16 protein-coding genes, 3 tRNA genes and 1 pseudogene are annotated in these 16,391 nt (G+C 69.2%); 12 read left to right on the top strand and 8 right to left on the bottom strand.

The features are described 5' to 3' along the window. Positions 1–251 precede the first annotated feature (251 nt). The gene (locus ID132_RS15480; RefSeq protein WP_459562441.1) at positions 252–386 is read left to right on the top strand and encodes a variant leucine-rich repeat-containing protein; all 135 of its coding nucleotides are present in this window, start codon (positions 252–254) and stop codon (positions 384–386) included. A gap of 67 nt (positions 387–453) precedes the next feature. Here ID132_RS15480 and ID132_RS04945 read toward each other — a convergent pair whose 3' ends face one another. Then, positions 454–1,311, bottom strand: coding sequence for an aminotransferase class IV (locus ID132_RS04945; RefSeq protein WP_193128005.1), 858 nt, complete (start codon positions 1,309–1,311; stop codon positions 454–456). 66 nt (positions 1,312–1,377) lie between these two features. Between ID132_RS04945 and ID132_RS04940 the strand changes: the two genes are divergently transcribed. Then, entirely contained in the window at positions 1,378–2,421 is a 1,044-nt protein-coding gene (locus tag ID132_RS04940) for an FUSC family protein (RefSeq protein WP_125107613.1), read from the top strand. 108 nt (positions 2,422–2,529) lie between these two features. Beyond that, positions 2,530–3,726, top strand: a complete 1,197-nt coding sequence (locus tag ID132_RS04935) for an MFS transporter (protein ID WP_193128004.1) — start codon at positions 2,530–2,532, stop codon at positions 3,724–3,726. Between the two features lie 54 nt (positions 3,727–3,780). On the opposite strand, the gene ID132_RS14695 is transcribed toward ID132_RS04935, so the two are convergent. Then, complete coding sequence (locus ID132_RS14695; RefSeq protein ID WP_193128003.1) at positions 3,781–4,074, bottom strand: YciI family protein; 294 nt, start codon at positions 4,072–4,074, stop codon at positions 3,781–3,783. A gap of 187 nt (positions 4,075–4,261) precedes the next feature. On the opposite strand from ID132_RS14695, the gene ID132_RS04925 reads away from it, so the two are divergent. After that, positions 4,262–5,080: a PTS sugar transporter subunit IIA gene (locus tag ID132_RS04925; protein WP_125107616.1), complete on the top strand. Its 819-nt coding sequence runs from the start codon at positions 4,262–4,264 to the stop codon at positions 5,078–5,080. Between the two features lie 94 nt (positions 5,081–5,174). Further along, the gene (locus ID132_RS04920) at positions 5,175–6,728 is read left to right on the top strand and encodes a PTS ascorbate transporter subunit IIC (RefSeq protein ID WP_193128002.1); all 1,554 of its coding nucleotides are present in this window, start codon (positions 5,175–5,177) and stop codon (positions 6,726–6,728) included. Between the two features lie 72 nt (positions 6,729–6,800). Here the strand turns inward: ID132_RS04920 and ID132_RS04915 are convergent, their stop codons facing one another. Beyond that, entirely contained in the window at positions 6,801–7,022 is a 222-nt protein-coding gene (locus ID132_RS04915; RefSeq protein WP_193128001.1) for a hypothetical protein, read from the bottom strand. Positions 7,023–7,144: 122 nt separating this feature from the next. On the opposite strand from ID132_RS04915, the gene yccX reads away from it, so the two are divergent. Further along, positions 7,145–7,420, top strand: coding sequence for an acylphosphatase (gene yccX / locus ID132_RS04910; protein ID WP_125107619.1), 276 nt, complete (start codon positions 7,145–7,147; stop codon positions 7,418–7,420). Between the two features lie 21 nt (positions 7,421–7,441). Here yccX and hpt read toward each other — a convergent pair whose 3' ends face one another. Both hpt and tilS read right to left on the bottom strand, forming a co-directional pair. Then, positions 7,442–8,071, bottom strand: coding sequence for a hypoxanthine phosphoribosyltransferase (gene hpt, locus ID132_RS04905; RefSeq protein WP_193128000.1), 630 nt, complete (start codon positions 8,069–8,071; stop codon positions 7,442–7,444). Between the two features lie 21 nt (positions 8,072–8,092). Beyond that, on the bottom strand, positions 8,093–9,112 hold the full coding sequence (tilS, locus tag ID132_RS04900) for a tRNA lysidine(34) synthetase TilS (protein ID WP_193127999.1): 1,020 nt from the start codon (positions 9,110–9,112) through the stop codon (positions 8,093–8,095). A gap of 174 nt (positions 9,113–9,286) precedes the next feature. Here tilS and ID132_RS04895 point away from each other — a divergent pair, with 174 nt between their 5' ends. Further along, the gene (locus ID132_RS04895; RefSeq protein ID WP_125107622.1) at positions 9,287–9,775 is read left to right on the top strand and encodes an inorganic diphosphatase; all 489 of its coding nucleotides are present in this window, start codon (positions 9,287–9,289) and stop codon (positions 9,773–9,775) included. An 87-nt stretch (positions 9,776–9,862) separates the two neighbouring features. Here ID132_RS04895 and ID132_RS04890 read toward each other — a convergent pair whose 3' ends face one another. Then, positions 9,863–11,278, bottom strand: a complete 1,416-nt coding sequence (locus tag ID132_RS04890) for a M23 family metallopeptidase (protein ID WP_125107623.1) — start codon at positions 11,276–11,278, stop codon at positions 9,863–9,865. 326 nt (positions 11,279–11,604) lie between these two features. On the opposite strand from ID132_RS04890, the gene ID132_RS04885 reads away from it, so the two are divergent. The 3 genes from ID132_RS04885 to ID132_RS04875 all read left to right on the top strand — a co-directional run bounded on the left by ID132_RS04885 (position 11,605) and on the right by ID132_RS04875 (position 11,942). After that, positions 11,605–11,677, top strand: a tRNA-Glu gene (locus tag ID132_RS04885). Positions 11,678–11,734: 57 nt separating this feature from the next. Then, positions 11,735–11,808: transfer RNA gene (locus ID132_RS04880), tRNA-Asp, on the top strand. A gap of 61 nt (positions 11,809–11,869) precedes the next feature. After that, a tRNA-Phe gene (locus ID132_RS04875) sits at positions 11,870–11,942 on the top strand. A 66-nt stretch (positions 11,943–12,008) separates the two neighbouring features. Here the strand turns inward: ID132_RS04875 and ID132_RS15160 are convergent. Then, positions 12,009–13,953: pseudogene (locus ID132_RS15160) on the bottom strand (heavy metal translocating P-type ATPase). Positions 13,954–14,064: 111 nt separating this feature from the next. On the opposite strand from ID132_RS15160, the gene ID132_RS04865 reads away from it, so the two are divergent. Then, the gene (locus ID132_RS04865; RefSeq protein ID WP_328743684.1) at positions 14,065–14,772 is read left to right on the top strand and encodes a lysophospholipid acyltransferase family protein; all 708 of its coding nucleotides are present in this window, start codon (positions 14,065–14,067) and stop codon (positions 14,770–14,772) included. 46 nt (positions 14,773–14,818) lie between these two features. Here ID132_RS04865 and ID132_RS04860 read toward each other — a convergent pair whose 3' ends face one another. Then, positions 14,819–15,259, bottom strand: coding sequence for an iron chaperone (locus ID132_RS04860; protein WP_125107625.1), 441 nt, complete (start codon positions 15,257–15,259; stop codon positions 14,819–14,821). 139 nt (positions 15,260–15,398) lie between these two features. On the opposite strand from ID132_RS04860, the gene ID132_RS04855 reads away from it, so the two are divergent. Beyond that, the gene (locus tag ID132_RS04855; protein WP_193127998.1) at positions 15,399–16,370 is read left to right on the top strand and encodes a hypothetical protein; all 972 of its coding nucleotides are present in this window, start codon (positions 15,399–15,401) and stop codon (positions 16,368–16,370) included. Positions 16,371–16,391: the final 21 nt, after the last annotated feature.

The raw sequence follows: 16,391 nt of genomic DNA, 5'->3' as shown, positions 1-16,391 counted from the left end.
CCAGCGTCAACTTCGGCGGCGACACCTCGCAGCAGACCGACGCGAGCAGCGCATCCGTGCCCGCATCGTCGGCCACCGAGGCGAACACCGAGCAGGGCTATGGCTACCTCTCGCAGCCCGAGCAGTCGGCGCCGACCGGCGTCGAGGCGCCCGAGGCGCAGGACGCGCCGCAGGAGCCCGCGCGGGCCGACCTGCCCTCGCTCGCACGCCGGGCGCTCGAGTCTGACGCCAGCGCATCCGAGCTCGAAGCGATGAAGGAGCACCGCGAGCTGTGGCCGTACCTCGCGGCGGCGCCCGCCGCGTCGCCCGAACTGCTCGACTGGCTTGGCCAGACGAACGACCCGACCGTGCTCGCGTACCTGCGCAACCGCGGCCACCAGGCCTAGCACCAATGACGAAGCGGGGCGTCTCCAACAGGAGGCGCCCCGCTTCGTCGTTCAGCGACAAGCCGAGCTACGCGGATCCGGGCACGCGCAGCATCCGCGCGACGCGGCCGTGCAGCGGCGAGCGCGGCACGTCGACGCCGTCAACCGATTCGATCGGCGCGAGGATGCGACCCGACGACAGCAGCCAGGCGCCCTGCACCCGCGATAGCACCTCGTGGGGCAGTTCGTCGAAGCGCACGCTGAGGCCGTCCTCGGCGGCGGCATCCATGAGCGCGCGCAGCGTCGTCGACGGCAAGATGCCGTCCTGCTTCGGCGTTACGAGCTCACCGTCGAGGTCGACCACGAGCGCCGACGTCGGCCCCTCGAGCAGCCGACCCGAGGGCGTGACAAAGATCGCGTCGTCGGCGCCGTTCGCCTTCGCCCAGCGCTTCGCCGCCATGTTGATGCCGTACGAGAGGCTCTTCGCGCCCGGCAGCAGCCACGGCAGCTGGCTCGTCTCTTCGGCTTCGTGGCCACGGTCGAGCACGACGACGCGCACGCCCTCGCGCTCACGCAGCACCGCCGCAGAAACCGGCTGCATCATCGCCCAGCAAGTTGCGTCGCCGCCAAACTCGGGGCCGCGCGTCTCGACGAGGCGCACGGTCGCTTCGGGATGCGCATCCCAGTCCCACGCGACGACGAGCGCGGCGACCGCGCGCTCGTAGCCGGCGCGGTTGGGCTCGGGCAGCGAAAGGATGTGCGCCGACGTGGCGAGGCGGTCAAGGTGGGCGGGCAGGTCGATTACGTGGCCGGAGCGGCACGAAGCGACGTCGAAGACGCCATCGCCGCGTACGACGCCGAGGTCGTCAGCGCGCAGCAATGGAGTTTCGACATCGACGAGCGAGCCATCGAGCAGCGCGACCAACTGAGGAACAGAAGCGGTCATGTCACCAGCGTAGGGCGCGCATCCGCTCTCGCGCGGCATTCGGCGGGGCAGCCTAAGCTGAAAGTCATGCGCTTCTTTTCGCCCCTCCTCGCGACCAAGCGCATCCCGTGGTTGCAGGTGGTAAAGACCTTCATTGCCATCGCGCTGTCGTGGGTTGTGTCGATGTTCGCGCTCCAGGTCGACATGCCGATCTTCGCCGCCATCGCGGCGCTGCTCATCGTCGCCCCGAACCTCAATCAGACCGCGTCGAAGGGCATCGAACGCACCCTCGGCGTGATCGCCGGCGTCATCATTGCAACCGTGTTCGGCGGCATCTTCGGCCACAACGCGATCGCCGCGATCGCGGCCATCGCCGTCGCCCTGCTCATCGGCTGGGCTGGTCGCCTCAGCCTCGGCATGCTCAACCAGATGGCGATTAGCGGCATGATCGTCATCGTCATGGGCGGCGGCAGCGTCGAGTTCGCGCTCGACCGCATTATCGAAACGATCATCGGCGCGATCATCGGCTTCCTCGTGAACATGCTCATCGTCGCGCCGGTGCACGTTGAGCCCGCGCGCCAGCGCGTCGCCGACCTCGGTGCCGAGCTCGCGGCCTCGCTCGGCCGCCTCGCTGACGCCCTCGAGGTGCCCCAGAGCCCCGGCGATCTGCAGGGCCTCATTCTCGAGGCGCGGCTGCTGCGCAACATGGTCGAGGTGAGCCGCACGGCCATCGAAGAGGCGCGGGAGTCGCTCGCGCTCAACCCGCGCGGCCGCAGGAACCGCGAGCAGCTTGACGAGATGGATGCGCTGCTCGAGACGAAACTCCAGTCGATCGTCACCGAGGTGATCGGCATGACCCGCGCGTTTTACGACCACTACGACGACTCGCTGCCCGAGGAGCCGATGGCGCACGACATCGCCGAACAGCTGCGCCGCTGCGCCCACGACGTGCGGCTCGCGGTGCACCTCGCTGAGGTCGACCCCGAGCCGCTCACCTCGGCGATTCCGGCGCTCACGGCACCGCTCGAGCTCTCGGCGCCGCGCGGCCAGCGCTGGATTCTCATCGGCTCGCTCATGGAAGACCTGCGCCGCATCCGCGAGACGCTGCTTACCGATGGGGACGACGACTAGCCGCATCATCGCACGTGGTCACCCGAGCCTCAAAGGGGTGGGAGACTGAATGCTTATGGGCGTCGCGGCCACACGGGGCGCGCGGCAGGGGAGAGAGCGGTTGAGTAGATGACGCAGGCGAGTTTCTGGAGCGGCTCGCGCGTGTTCTCGCTCGTCGCGGTCGTGCTGCTCGCGGGCAGCTTGCGCGCCGGCGTCACGGCGTTCAGCCCACTCGCGGTGCGCATAGGTGCCGACGTCGGCCTGAGCGCGACCGAGGTTGGGGCGCTCGCGGCGTCGCCGGTGCTTGCGTTCGGCCTGTTCGCGGTGCCGACCGCGCCGCTGGCCCGGCGCCTGGGCTTCGACCGGCTGGCGCTGCTCAGCCTCATCGTGCTCGCCGTCGGCCTCGGGCTGCGCCTGCTCATGCCCGAGTGGTCGCTCTGGATTGGCACCGCGCTGCTCGGCGTTGGCGTCGCGACCCTCAACGTGCTGCTCCCGGTGCTCGTCAAGCGCGACTTTGCGCCGAACGCGCCGCTCGTGCTCGGCATCACGACCTGCACCATGACCGGCACCGCGGCCCTCGGCGCCGGCCTTGCCGTGGCGATCACCGACACGACCGGCGGCCAGTGGCGACTCGCGCTCGCAGCGTCCCTGCCCGTCGTCGTCGTGGCGATCGCACTCTTCGCGGTGCGCGGCTGGCGCGACCGGCTCGGCGTCGCGTCGAGCGATCACTCGCCGCACGTGAACATTTGGCGCTCGCCGATCGCGTGGTCGGTCACGGCCTACATGGCGTTGCAGTCGACCGTGTTCTACACCTTCGTGAACTGGATGCCGACGATCGAACAGAGCAGCGGCGTGAGCGAGGCGAACGCGGGCCTGCACCTCGCGATCGCGCAGGTCTCGGGCATGCCGCTCGGCTTCCTCGTCGCCTGGCTCATGAACCGCTCGCGCGACCAGCGGATCATCGCCGTCGGCTTCCTGCCGATCACCGCCATTGCCTTGCTCGGTGGGATGTTCCTGCCGCACCTCATGCCCGTGTGGACCGTCATGATCGGCCTCACGACCGGCATGATGCTGCCCGTCGCGCTCGGGCTCATCTCGGAGCGCGCCGCGACCGCGGGCGATGCCGCGCGCATGTCGGGCATGGCGCAGTCGATCGGCTACTTCTGCGCGGGCCTCGGCCCGATCGTCGGCGGCGGCCTGTTCGAGGCGACGGGTAGCTGGATGGCGACCCTCGGTCTGTTGCTCGCCTGCGTCACAGGCCTCGTGTTCGCGGGGCTCGCCGCGGGCCGCGACCGTACGCTCGGTGCGTCGGCCGCTGAGCGCTAAACCGCCCGCACCCTCGGCGAGGATGCGGGCGGCAAGTCTGCGGCGATGGGCCGGCTAGGTCAGGTCTTCGAAATTGAAGAACGACTTGTTCCACGCCGAGATCTCGACTTTTGCGAACAGGCCCTGCTGCGAATAGGGGTCGGCCTGCGCGAACGACTCGGCCTCGTCGAGCGTCTCGACGTCGACGATGACGAGGCTGCCGATGGGGTCGCCAGCCTCGTTACGCTTGGCGCCTGCCGCGAGCAGGCGGGGGGTGTTCTCGCGCAGCCACGCAAGGTGCTGGGGACGTAGTTCGAGGCGCTTGTCGACGCTGTTGGGGAGGTCGTCTGAGTTGATGGCGTACGGCACCTGGGCTCCTTCGTAATGGCTTCCCTTGCAGCGTAGCGCGCGCCGATCCGGGCGGCCTTGGCCGCCTACCACTTGCGATCGCAACAGGAAAAGTTGCGGGGGGCATTTTTTCAACGTTGACTTGGAGTAGCACAAAGTGTCCTGTGAACCGGCGCCCGCCCGGCGAGGACCGTACAAAGGAGACCAAGTGAGCAAGCTCAGCTCTCTCATATCCACCGACGCCGTGCAACTCTACGTTCCCGCCGAAGACTGGCGCTCGGCCGTCATCGCGGCGGGCGAGCTGCTTGTGCAGACCGGTGCGACCGAACCCGAGTACACCGACTCGATGCTCGCGACCATCGACGAGCACGGCCCGTACATCGTCATCGCGCCTGGCTTCGCGCTCGCCCACGCTCGACCCGATGCTTCCGTGAAGCGCACTGGCCTCAGCTTCGTTCGACTCGCGAACCCCGTCGAATTCGGTGCCGGTGCCAACGACCCGGTCACGATCGTCATGGGCTTGGCCGCCGCCGACTCGACGGCGCACCAGCAGGCGCTCGCCGCCCTCGCCGGCGTGCTCGGCGACCCGGTGCGCCGGGCCGCGCTCGACACCTCGAATACGCCCGAGGCCGTGCTCGAGGTGCTCACGAGTGAGCCGGCACAGGTGCAGGCCGCCGCGAAGCCCACACCCCGCCACGCGGCCGACGACGGCGAGGTCGACCTCAGCGGCACCGTCGCGTCGAAGGGGCACATCCTTACCGTGTGCGGCAACGGCGTCGGCACGAGCATTTTCCTCAAAAACACGCTCGAGCAGGTACTCGGCAAGTGGGGCTGGGCGCCGTACTTCACGGTCGAGGCGACCGACACGATCTCGGCCAAGGGCAAGTCGAAGGAAGCCGACCTCGTGCTCACCTCCGGCGCCATCGCTGAGTCGCTCGGCGACCTCGGCGTGCCCGTCGAGATCATCGGCGACTTCACTTCGCAACAGGAGATCGACGGCGCCCTGCGCCGCCGCTACGCCGTCTAACGCGCGACCAGGCAGTCGGGCCGGGGCGCGCATCCGCTCGCGCACCGCGGCACTCGACCAGCGCATCCTCAGCTTCTAGGTATTGGAGAGCACCATGGACGTGATCTACGCGATCGCCCAGTTCCTCGTCAACGAAATTCTTAGCGTGCCGGCGTACCTCATCGGCATCATTACCGCGGTCGGGCTCATCGCGCTGCGCAAGAGCGCCGGCGCGGTCATCGGCGGCGGCATCAAGGCCACCCTCGGCTTCATGCTCATCGGCGCCGGCGCGGGCCTCGTCACCGCCTCGCTCGAGCCGCTCGGCGTCATGATTCAGGGCGCGCTCGGCGCGCAGGGTGTTGTGCCGACGAACGAGGCCATCGCGGGCATCGCGCAGCAGGAGTACGGCGCGCAGGTGTCGTGGCTCATGATTCTCGGCTTCGTCGTCGCGCTGCTACTCGCGCGCTTCACACCGCTGCGCTACGTGTTCCTTACCGGCCACCACATGCTGTTCATGGCGACGATGATCACGATCGTCATGGCCTCGGCCGGCATGAACACCTGGGTCGTCGTGATTCTCGGCGCTGTGCTCCTGGGCATCCTCATGGTCGCCCTGCCCGCGCTTGCGCACCCGTGGATGAAGAAGGTCACCGGCGACAGCTCGGTCGCGATCGGCCACTTTGGCACCGCCGGCTACGTCGCTGCGGGTGCCGTCGGCCGCCTCGTCGACCCGAAGGGCAAGAGCCGCTCGACCGAAGACATCAAGGTGCCCGAGGGCCTGCGCTTCCTCCGCGATTCGATGGTCGCCACCGCGCTGTCGATGGTGCTCATGTACGTCATCGTCGCGGTGATCTACCTCATCCGCGTCGGCGAGACCGAGGCGTTCGAGGCCTTCGGCGGCGCGACGAACGTCGGCAACTTCCTCATGCAGTCGGTCACACAGGGCCTCGGCTTCGGCATCGCGGTCGCTGTGATCCTCTTCGGTGTGCGCACCATTCTCGGCGAACTCGTGCCCGCGTTCCAGGGCATCGCGGCGAAGGTGGTGCCGGGCGCCGTGCCCGCACTCGACGCGCCCATCGTGTTCCCGTACGCGCAGAACGCCGTGCTCATCGGATTCCTCTCGTCGTTCGTCGCCGGCCTCTGCGGCTTGTTCGTGCTCGCCGCCTGGCTCGGCCCGGCATTCGGCCTCGCCGTGATTCTGCCTGGCCTCGTGCCGCACTTCTTCACCGGTGGTGCTGCGGGCGTCTTCGGTAACGCGACCGGCGGCCGCCGCGGTGCGATCGCGGGTGGCTTCGTCAACGGTCTGCTCATCACGTTCCTGCCCGCGTTCCTCATGCAGGTGCTCGGCAGCTTCGGCTCGGCGAACACGACCTTCGGTGACGCCGACTTCGGCTGGTTCGGTATCCTCATCGGCTACGGCGCGAACGCCGGCGCGGTGCTCGGTGCCGTGCTGCTCGCGGTGATCGGCCTCGTCATTCTCGTCGTCGCGATCATCGTGCAAAAGCGCGTCGTCGAGCGCGATTGGGATGCTGCGCCGAACCGTCGCGGCGGGATGGACGGCTCGAGCGAGTCGGCCGGCTCGGCCACCGCGTCGGCGAACGCTGGCAGCTTCGCGCGCATCGCCCCGCCGAAGGGCGCGCCGCGGCCGCCCGCCTCGATCGAGGGTTAGGCGCGAGCATCCCCACTNGGGGGGCGAGCGATTCGCCCCACACACCGGGGAATTTTCGTTGCGTGAGTCGGCCTAGAGCGAGGTGTCGGCGTAGGCGAGCAGGGCGTCGCGTACGAACCCGGCGCCGCGCTCGGATGTGCGCGTGTAGTTCGCGGCGCGGAACTCGGCCTGGCCCGCCTCGCCGAGCCCCGCCCACCAGCTGTAGCTGCGGTCGGCAGCCTCGGCGCCCCAGCGCTCGCGCACCTCGGCGTCGTACTGCGTGTGGTCGAAGCCGTCGAACATGTCCTTCGGCATGATGTCTTCTTTCTCGTTCAGTGCGGTGACGACGCTACCGGTTGACGTTACGTCAAGCGCAAGCGCGAGTTCGAACCCCGCACGTCCAGCCGCTGCCGGGCGCGCATCCGTACCCTGGCCGTATGGCTACGAAGCGAGTGCGAGGGTACGTGTCGGGCGTCGTGCAGGGCGTCGGATACCGCTACTCGACGGCCCACGAGGCGCAGCGGCTCGGCCTCGGCGGGTACGTGCGCAACCTATTCGACGGCCGCGTCGAGTTTGAGGCCGAGGGCGAGGCGGATGCGGTCGACCGGCTCGTCGCGTGGGCACACCAGGGCCCGCGGTCGGCGCGCGTCGACGCCGTCGAGACGAGCGAGCAGCCGACGCGCGGCGACACCGAGTTCGAGATTCGGGGCTAGGCCGGCACCGCCGGTGGAGCCCTACTGCGCGGGTTCTTCGAGGCCCGGGCGGAACACCTTGCGGGCCGGTTCAACGGGGCCCGCGGCGTCGGCCTCGTCGGCGCCGTAGACGTGCGGGCGCAGCACGACGACGTCGTGGAGGTTGCGGTAGCGCTCGTCGTAGTCGAGACCGCAACCGACGACGAACTCGTTCGGCACATCGAAGCCGATGTAGCGCACGGGCACGTCGACCTTGAGACGCGAGGGCTTACGCAGCAGCGTGCAGATCTCGACCGAGGCGGCGCCGCGCGACTGGAGGTTCTGGCGCAGCCAGCTCAGGGTGAGGCCCGAGTCGATGATGTCTTCGACGATGAGTACATCGCGACCGGTGAGGTCGGTGTCCAGGTCCTTGAGGATGCGCACGACACCCGACGACACGGTGCCGGAGCCATATGAGGAGACGGCCATCCAGTCCATCTCGAGCGCAATGCGCAGCTCGCGTGCGAGGTCGCTCACGACCATCACGGCGCCTTTGAGCACGCCGACGAGCAGGGGAGTGCGGTCGGCGTAGTCGGCCTCGATGTCACGAGCCAACTCGCCGATGCGCTCGGAGATTTCCTCGCGGCTCAGCAGGACTTCGCGGACGTCGGCCTCAATGTCGGATGCGCGCACGTGGTTCCTTTCGCGGTGGCGTTAGTGCTCGGTGTCGTCGACGCCCTGCTCGGCGACGCCGAAAAACAGGCGGCCGGCGCTGCGTTCGACGCGGATGCCCGGCAGGTCAATGGGGCCCTGTCCGCGCCACTCGGTGGCGAGCGCCGCGACGGCCATGGTGTGCGCCCGCGAGAGCGAGACACCGAAGCCCTGCTCGGCGACGGCGCGGCAGATGCGCTGGCGGAGCGCGGCGGGCTGAGTCACGAGGCCGCCGACGTCGAGCGTGACGCGACCGTCGGCATCGGTGTCGACGATCTCCTGCGCCCACTCGAGTGCGAGGGCGTCGAGGGTCTCGGAGTCTTCGCGGAGCGTCGTCGCGGTGCGCGCGAGCGCCTCGGCGATGCCGGGGCCGAGCTCGGACTCGAGCACGGGCATCACATTCTTGCGAATGCGCACGCGCTTGAAGCGCTCGTCGTCGTTCATCGGGTCGTGCCACGGCTCGAGGCCCTGGTCGCCGCACGCCTGGCTGGTCTCTTCGCGGCGGATGCCGAGCAGCGGGCGCACGAGCGGGCCGTTGACGACGGCCATGCCGTGCAGCGACTTGCCGCCCGAGCCGCGCGCGAGGCCGAGCAGCACGGTCTCAGCCTGGTCGTCGAGCGTGTGTCCGAGCACGACGTAGGATGCGCCGAGCTGTTCGCGCACGCGGTCGATCGCGCCGTAGCGGGCCGCGCGGGCCGAGGCCTCGGGGCCGGCACCGTCGTCGACGACGTCGATGCGTTCGATCACGACCGGGTCGAGGCCGAGGCCGCGCGCCTGCTCGGCCGCGCGCTCGGCCTGCTCGTCCGAGCCGGGCTGCAGCTGGTGGTCGACGATGACCGCGCCCACGCGCATCCCGGCCCTCGGGCCCTCGAAGGCGAGGCCCGCGGCGAGCGCGAGCGAGTCGGGGCCGCCAGACAGCGCAGCCAGCACGAGGTCACCCTCGGCAGCGACGCCGCGCAGCGAGTTGCGCACAGCGCGCCGAATATCGGCTACCGGCGGGGTGAGGCGGGGTCGATCAGTCACACCCCAATCGTACTCGGGCGAGGCCGCTGATTGCACGGAAGTGCTGATCGCGCTCAGCAAGTGGGCCCCGGGCCGGGATGCGAATGGTCACGCGATGTTCGGGCTCGCGCCGCTCGCGGGCGGTAATCTGGTGCCGTCAACGCCCCCGGGCGCCCCTTCACACCAGGAGCAGAATTGAGCACCTACGACGTCGTCATCGAGATTCCTCGTGGCAGCCACAACAAGTACGAGGTCGACCACGAGACCGGCCGCGTCTACCTCGACCGCGTGCTGTTCACCCCGTTCGTCTACCCGGTCGACTACGGCTACTTCGAGCACACGCTCGCCGACGACGGCGACCCGCTCGACGCGCTCGTGCTGCTCGAGTACCCCGTCTACCCGGGCATCGGCCTGAAGGTGCGCCCCGTGGGCGTGCTGCACATGTCCGACGAGGCGGGCGGGGACGACAAGATCCTCTGCGTGCCGGCGAAGGACCCGCGCTTCGCGCACATCCAGGAGCTCGAGGATGCGCCGCAGAACACCCGCGACCAGCTCAAGCACTTCTTCGAGCACTACAAGGACCTCGAGCCCAACAAGTGGGTCAAGGTCGACTCGTGGGGCTCGGCGGCCGACGCCGAGGCGATCATCGAGCGCTCGCTCGCGGCCTACAAGCCGGCCGAGTAGGTAGCTGAGCCAGCTGAACGACGAGGGGCGCGCATCCTGCTGGATGCGCGCCCCTCGTCGTTGTGTTGGCCGGCGGCCTCGCTCGGTCTAGTAGTAGATGCCGTGGGAGGCGAGGTAGCTCAGCGGGTCGCTCGCGCCGTTGTTCACCATAAAGTGGAGGTGGCAGCCGGTCGACGGACCGGTGGTGCCGGCGTAGGCGATGATCTGGCCGGCCGCGACGCGCTGGCCGGGGTAGACCATGATGCCGCCGGGCATGATGTGGGCGTTGCCGGTGGTGTTACCGTCGTCCATCTGGATGTCGACGCGGTTACCCCAGCCGTCCATCCAGGCCGCATACGTGACGGTGCCCGACGAGACCGCGTAGATCGGGGCGCCGCAGGTGCCACCGGAGACGACGAAGTCGGTGCCGTTGTGGAGCTTCCAGTAGCCGTACACCGGGTGCAGGCGCATGCCATAGTTGCTCGAGATGTAGGCGCTGTAGCCGAGGGGTGGCGCGTAGCCGCTCGCGCTCGGGGAGGCGCCACCGCTCTCGGCCGGGGGCGTGCTCGTGCTGCCACTGCTGCTGCCGCCACTGCTGCCGCCACTGCTGCTTCCGCCACCCGAGTTGTAGCCAGCTGCGGCCTCTGCGGCTGCTGCGGCTGCTGCGGCCGCGGCAGCTGCAGCAGCCTCTTCGGCGGCCTTCTTCTGCTCGGCTTCGATGCGCTTGCGCTCTTCTTCGCGCAGGCGCTCGCCCTCTTGGTAGTCGGCCTCGACGACGTCGCGGTGCTCCTGCAGCGGGGCGAGCATCGCCTCGAGCTCGGAGCCCTTCTCGGTCTTCTGGTCGCGCTTGTTCTGCAGGTCGAGCTGTGCGTCGACGGCCGCGTCGTAGTTCGACTGCGCCTGCGCCTCGAGGGTTTCGAGCTCCGCGAGGGCGACCTGCGCCTGCTCGCCGAGCTGGTCGGCGTTGTTGCGGGCCGAGATAGCGTTTTCGTAGACGGCGCCGTTCTGGGTGCCGAGCTTTGAGAGCGTTGACATGCCCATGAGGAAGCCGTCGGCGTCGTTCGGGTTTGTGAGCAGTTCGACGGTCGGGTCGACCGGCACGCGGTTCGCGATGGCGGCGACGTACGACGCCGCCTCGGTTTCGGCCTTGTCGGCCTCGGCGGAGGCCTCCTCGGCCTGCTGCTGCAGCGTGTAGACCTTCTCGGACTGCTCGGTCGACGCGGCCTGTGCGGCCGAGTAGGCGTTGCCCGCCTCTTCTGCGACGACCTCAGCCTCGGCGACATCGCTGTTGAGTTGGTCGATCTGGGCGTTGATCTCGTCGATCAGCGCGTTCTGCTGGTCGATGTCGTCCTGGGCCGAGATGACGTCGTCCCAGGTCGCGTAGTCGTCGAGGTCCTTGGCGTTGGCCGGAATCGCGCCGTTGCCAACGAGGCCGATGATGAGTAGTGCGGCCGCGCCGGTTACCAGCCCTGACCGGCCCGCACGGGCGCGGGGGGCCCGGCGGGAGGTCTTGGACGAAAACATTGATGCCTTTCGTTTGCTGCGCGAGACGCGCGGGCAATCGGTTGGGGTGCGGGCGTGGTCATGCACAGAGCTAGGCATTTGTCGCAGAGGATCACTCATGTCACACGGTTAACATCCGCCACATTAGTGGCTATGTGACGAATTTGTAACCCCGGATGCGCGTGTTTTCGCGGTTCGTGCGTGGTTTTCGGGTATTCGCGCGAGTGTTGCTTCGGCGGATGCGTGGGTCGTAGGCGTAGGGTCGTGGCGGCTCGGAGCGTGCGATTTGCGTTCGTGTGTGAATGTGCACTAGGGTTTTTCTTCGGCGGTCATGCCGATACAGCTTCGGCCCCATCGTCTAGTGGCCTAGGACACTGGCCTTTCACGCCGGCAACACGGGTTCGAATCCCGTTGGGGTCACGGTGGCGACACCGGGAAAAAGCTGTTAGGTTGAACCGTCTGAAAAATTCAATATGAGGCCCTGTAGCGCAGTTGGTTAGCGTGCCGCCCTGTCACGGCGGAGGTCGCGGGTTCAAGTCCCGTCAGGGTCGCGGAGAAGCGGCGCCCTTGTCGAAAGATGAGGGCGTTTCTCTCAGCGGCGAAAGCTGCTTTGGCTCTGTAGCTCAGTTGGTAGAGCGTTCGACTGAAAATCGAGAGGTCACGGGATCGACGCCCGTCGGAGCCACAGATGCCCCGGGTTCGACACCCGGGGCTTTTTTCGTTTCCGTGGCTGGTTTTCTGGGGCCAAGGATTAGCGCTCGGGCGATTCATGAGCGGTAGACGGCGCGTGATCTGCCGCAACGCTCATGGTTGCCTCCGCGTCGCGTGGCATCGCGATGTTGCGGCCGCGCTCGAGGCGCGGCCCGATAGCGCGCAGGGCGCCGAGGATCGCAACGAGGTCGACGAGCTCCTGTAGCCATGCGCCCGCGAGCGCAGGCAGCAGGCCAAAGGCAGCGACGAGCATGAGCCCGACGCTGATGACGATGCCGAGCCAGACGCTCTGCAGCGCGATCCGCACGGTGTCACGGCCGATGCGCACCGCGTGTGCGACGCCCGCCAGCGAGTCGAAGCGGTTCACCACATCCGCCGACTCGCTCGCCGCGGTCGCGCCGCGCGCGCCCATCGCGAAGCCGATGTCGGCTGCCGCGAGCACCGGGGCGTCGTTGAGACCGTCACCGACCATGATCAGCGGCCGCGGCTCGACGCCCGCGACGATCTTGACCTTGTCGCGCGGTCGGCACTCAGCGTGCACCTCGTCGATGCCGAGGCTCGCGGCGATGGGCTCGGCCGTTGCCGCGACGTCGCCGGTCACCATGAGCCGGCGCTCGACGCCGAGGGATGCGAGGCTCGCGACGGTCTCGGCCGCCTCGGGCCGTACCTGGTCGCGCATCACGAGCGTGCCGACGACCGCATCGTCGAGGGCGACGTAGATCGCGAGCTCGCCGGCGTTCAGCGACGCGTTCTCGAGGGCGGGCGCGAACGAGCGCACCCACGCCGGCTTGCCGACGCGCACGACGCCGCGCCACGGCGCATCCTCGGCAAGCATGGCCGCGACGCCCTTGGTCGCGAGCTCCTCAGCCTGCGCGATACTCGCGAGCTCGAGCCCGCGCTCGGTCGCCGCGGCGATGACGCCGCCCGCGAGCACGTGCGACGAGTAGACCTCGGCCGATGCCGCGAGGCGCAGCACGTCGTCGGCGCTGAAGCCGGGCGCCGCGTCAATGCGCTCGAGCGAGGGGCGCCCGGTCGTGAGCGTGCCCGTCTTGTCGAAGGCGACGGACTTCNGCGCGGGCGAGCTGCTCGAGGGTGTCGCCGCCCTTGACGATGAGGCCGAAGCGCGCGGCGCGGCTCATGCCGCCGAGGAACGCGACCGGCGCCGCGATGAGCAGCGGGCAGGGCGTCGCGACGACGAGCACCTCGGCGAAGCGCACCGGGTCGCCCGAGATGGCCCACGCGATGCTGGCGATGACGAGCGCGAGGATCGTGAACGGCACGGCGTAGCGGTCGGCGAGTCGCACGACCTTCGACTTGCTCTGCGAGGCCTCCTCGACGAGTCGCACGATCTGCTGGTACTCGCTGTCGCGCGCGAGGGCGACCGCGCGCATCCGCACCGCGACCGAGCCGTTGACTGCGCCGCTCGAGACGCGCTCGCGGGCCGCGCGGGTGACGGGCAGGCTCTCGCCGGTGAGCGAGGACTCGTCGAAGACGGCTCGCTCGTCGAGCAGGACGGCGTCGACCGGCACGAGCGCGCCGGGGCGCACGAGCAACTCGTCGTCGATCTCGATGTCGTCGACCGGGAGTTCTTCGGTGGTGCCATCGGGGCGGATGCGCACCGCCGTCTGCGGGGCCTGCTGCAGCAGCGCGGTGAGCTCGCGCTTCGAGCGGTTCGAGGCGTAGTCCTCGAGCGCGGCGCCGCCCGTGAGCATGAGCACGACGATGAGCGCGGCCCAGACCTCGCCGACGAGCACTGCGGCCGTGATCGAGGTGACGGCGAGGATGTCGAGGCCCGCGTGGCCGCGCAGCAGCTGCCGCACCATGCCGACGGCCTCCCACGCGGCGATCGCGATTGCGTAGGCGCCGATGAGCGACGGTGCGACGCCGCTCGCGGGGGTCGCGAGCAGCGTCAAGCCGACGATGCCGACCACGATGGTCGCGGCGACGAGCGGATAGGACCTGAGTGCGGAGCGGACATTGTTCATGTCTTAATTATCGTAAAAATCCCTGGTCAGCGCTAGGAATGGAAGGCTTACCTCAGTCGCTCATGCCGGTGTTGCGCGGGTGGCGAGGTCGGCCGCGCGTACGCTCATTGGGTGACCACCGACGCTGCGCCAGAACCCGCACCGAAGCCGGGCATCGTCTACTACGTCGGACGGGCCGTGCTGTGGCCGCTGCTGTGGCTCGCGTATCGGCCGCGGGTGCGCGGGCGGGCGAACGTGCCGAAGCAGGGGCCGGTGTTGCTCGCGAGCAATCACCAGTCGGCGTGGGACACGATCCTCATTCCGGTGTCGGCGCCGCGGCCCGTGCAGTTCTTGACCAAGTCGGCGCTGTTCACGGGGTCGGGGCTCAAGGGCAAGCTCGGCCGGTGGTTCTTTAGCTCGATCGGGGGCGTGCCCGTCGTGCGTGCCGCGGGCCGCGACGCGCGCTCGGCGCTCGACGCGGGCAGCCGCATCCTGCAGGCGGGCAGCGCGTTTTGCGTGTTTCCGGAGGGCACGCGCTCGCGCGACGGCCGGCTGCACCAGGGGCACAGCGGCGCCGCCTGGATGGCGCTCGACACGAGCGCGCAGGTCGTGCCGGTCGGCATCATCGGCGCCGACGGGATGCGGGCGTTTCGCCACTTCGGGCGCGGGCGCCGCGTCGAGGTGCGCTTCGGTGCGCCCCTCGACCTCAGCGACCTCGCCGAACTGCCCGGCGGTCGCGCCCGCACCGAGGCGACCGAACGCATCATGGACGCGATCGCGCAGCTCACCGGGCAAGAACGCTCGGATGCGGTGAACGCAACCTCGCGCGACGCCCGCTAGCGCTGGGGCTACCCCGCGCATCCGCGGTGCCGCGCGCTCGCGGCGGCTATTTGCCGACGGCCTTGCGGATGAGCGCGCGCAGCTGCTGTTCGATCTCGTCGTCGATCTCGAGGGCGGCGAACGACGTCGGCCAGAACTTGCCGTCGTCGAGCTGGGCGTTCTGCTGGAAGCCGATGGTCGGGTAGCGAGTGTTGAACTTCGAGGCCGGCTGCAGGAACACGAGCACATCGCCGTCGTCGGCATACGACGGGAAGCCGTACCAGGTCTTCGGGTCGAGCTCGGGCGCCTCCTCGCTCACGATGACGTGCAGCCGCTCGGCGACCTGCTTGTCGGCGCCGGTCAGCGCGTCGATCGCGTCGAGGCAGGCCTGATACTCGCGCTCGCGCTTCGCCGCGCCCTTCACGCCCTTCTGCGCGCGGAGCTCCTCGGCGCGCTGCTTCATTGCGGCGCGTTCGGCTTCGCTGAAACCCGATTCGTTCTCGGCCATGACTGACTCCTTCGTCGTACGGAACCCTGCGATTGTCGCACTCGGTGGTGAGGAGCGCAGCATGACGACGACCGTCGGGAAGCGGCAAAGCGGGCGGAAATCAGGGACACTAGGACTCGTACTTGAGGAGGGGGTGCGCATGACCGAGCCAACCGCAGACGACCCGCAGCGGCTGACGCGTCGCGCGCCCGCCGAAGCGCCCACCCCGGATGCGCCGGTCGAGACGCCCGCGCCGGCGACGGATGCGGCGGAATCGCCCGCCGCTGGCGATGCCCCCGAGGCCGCGGCTCAGGTCGATTCGGCTGAGGTGGCCGAGTCCGCCGAAGCCGCCGAGCCCGCCGAGCAAGCCGAGCCCGCAGAGCCCGCTGAGCCAACCGAAGCGGCGGAGCCTGCCGAACCGGCAACGCCGTCGGCGCCGGCGAGCACCGCATCCGGCAAGAACAAGGTGATCGCGGCCGGCGACCTCGTGAGTGGCGGTGCCTCGGTCGAGGAGGGCATCACGATTGCCCACGCGGCGGCGCGGCTCGGGATGAAGAACCACATCCTCATGGACATCCTGGGCTCGGGCGGCGAGTTCTCGCGCAAGCGCTACCTGCGCGAGGCGATGCAGATCCTCACCGACCTCGCCGACGAGAGCGACAACGAGGTGGCGTACCTCGATCAGATGATCAAGCGCGCCCGAAGCCTCGGCTTCAAGTCGACAGGGATGCACGACTATCGACGCGGCGACATCGCGAATCTCAAGCATCGCAAGGAGAACGCCGAGACCGTCGCGGCCGACCTCCGGCGCCGGTCGACCGATGAGGGCACGCTGAACACGCTCGTCTCGGTCGCGCAGCAGGCCGCGTGGCGCGAAGTGGCGCGCAACATCGAGTTCAACCTCGACTCCGAGTTCGCGCAGGTGCCGGAGGGGGTCGACGAGCCGGGGGAGCGGGCCGACCGCATCTCCGAGGTGATTCGTCTTGACTTGCCGCGCCTCGAGCGCGACCAGAAGCGCCTGCAGCGGCGCGCCCGCGCTCAGGCCGCCGAGGCCGAGCGTAAGGAAGCCGCCGAGGCGAAGCCGAAGCCCAAGGGCCTGCGCGGCCTCCTCAAGGGCCTCCGCCGCCGCTAGCCCGCGCCGCGCCCCCTCCTG

This window comes from Gulosibacter sediminis (assembly GCF_014904065.1).
Taxonomy (GTDB): domain Bacteria; phylum Actinomycetota; class Actinomycetes; order Actinomycetales; family Microbacteriaceae; genus Gulosibacter; species Gulosibacter sediminis.
Note: the sequence above shows the minus strand (reverse complement) of the source record. Positions and strands in the feature narration are given on the sequence as shown.